The sequence below is a fragment of the Actinosynnema sp. NPDC023658 genome (assembly GCF_040639995.1).
In the GTDB taxonomy this organism is placed as follows: Bacteria; Actinomycetota; Actinomycetes; order Mycobacteriales; family Pseudonocardiaceae; genus Actinosynnema.
On the sequence record NZ_JBFAAX010001378.1, the window covers coordinates 1 to 1,219 of the forward strand.

At 74.6% G+C, this 1,219-nt stretch carries 1 protein-coding gene; it reads left to right on the plus strand.

Annotated elements, in window-relative coordinates:
* Positions 1–330: 330 nt before the first annotated feature.
* Entirely contained in the window at positions 331–1,116 is a 786-nt protein-coding gene (locus tag AB0G02_RS41145) for a maleylpyruvate isomerase family mycothiol-dependent enzyme (RefSeq protein WP_360806259.1), read from the plus strand.
* The last annotated feature ends 103 nt before the right edge of the window (positions 1,117–1,219 follow it).

Genomic DNA, 1,219 nt, shown 5'->3' on the forward strand with positions numbered 1-1,219 from the left:
GACGTGCCGGGGCCGCCGGGCGGGGTTCGTCGAGACCGCCGCGCCCCCGTCGTCACCCCCGACGCTAGCCGGCCGTCGGCCCAGCCGGCAGCGGCCATTGGTCCCGGACGACAGGGCACAACGGCAGGTGCGGGGTCGGGGTGCGTGGTGCCGCGCCATCCGCCACTCAGGTCGTGACCGCTTCCGGGTCTGCGTCGCTGCGGGGTTCCGGAGTCGTCCCGGTCGATCACTGTCGTGCGATTGCGGTGATGCGGTCGCGCGGGCCACGGCCCCGGTCGACGGCGGCAGGCTGATCACGCCGGTCTCGTTCGACCACGGAAGGCAGTGCCCATGGCGGAGTCGACGCACGCGCTGGACCACGACGGCTACTGCGACCGGGTCGCGGAGGAGATCACCCGGTTCGCCGGGACGCTGGGGCGTCTCGACGCGGGCACACCCGTGCCGAGCTGTCCCGACTGGACGGCGAAGGACCTGGCCACCCACCTGGGGATGATCCACCGCTGGGTCGACCGGACCGTCGCGGACCAGTCGCCGGACCCGCTGGAGTTCACCCAGTTCGGCCGCGACCTTCCCGAGGACTGGTCGGACTACGGCGCGTGGGTGGCGGCCATGGCGGAGCCGTTGAGCCGGACCCTGCGCGAGGCCGACCTCGACGGGCCCGCGTGGTCGTTCACCGACGACCGGACGGCCGGGTTCTGGCCCCGGCGGATGGTGCACGAGACGACCGTCCACCGGGTGGACGCCGAACTGGCCGCGGGCGACCGGCCGCGCGTCGACCCGGAAGTCGCCGTGGACGGCATCGACGAGCTGCTGCACCTCCTGCACCACGGCCACCCGTTCCGCGACCAGCCCGCGGACCTGCGCGGCAACGGCGAGACGATCCACCTGCACGCCACGGACGTCGACGTGCACTGGCTCATCACCCTCGCCCCGACCGGGCACGGCTGGGAGCACCTGGGCGCGGACCCGGAGCGACCGGCCTCGGCCACCGTGCGGGGCCCGGCCGGGGACCTGCACCTGCTCCAGTACAACCGGCTCCTCGACCACGGCGACGCCCTCGACCGGACCGGGGACCGGGACGTGCTCGCGGACTGGCTGCGGCGCTCCGCCTTGTGACCTCGCGCCGCGACCGGATCCGGCAACGCCCCGGTGGTCAGCGGCGCGTGCCGGATCCATTGCCGCGGAAGTGCTCCGCGAGGTGCACGGGCGCCTCCGCGAG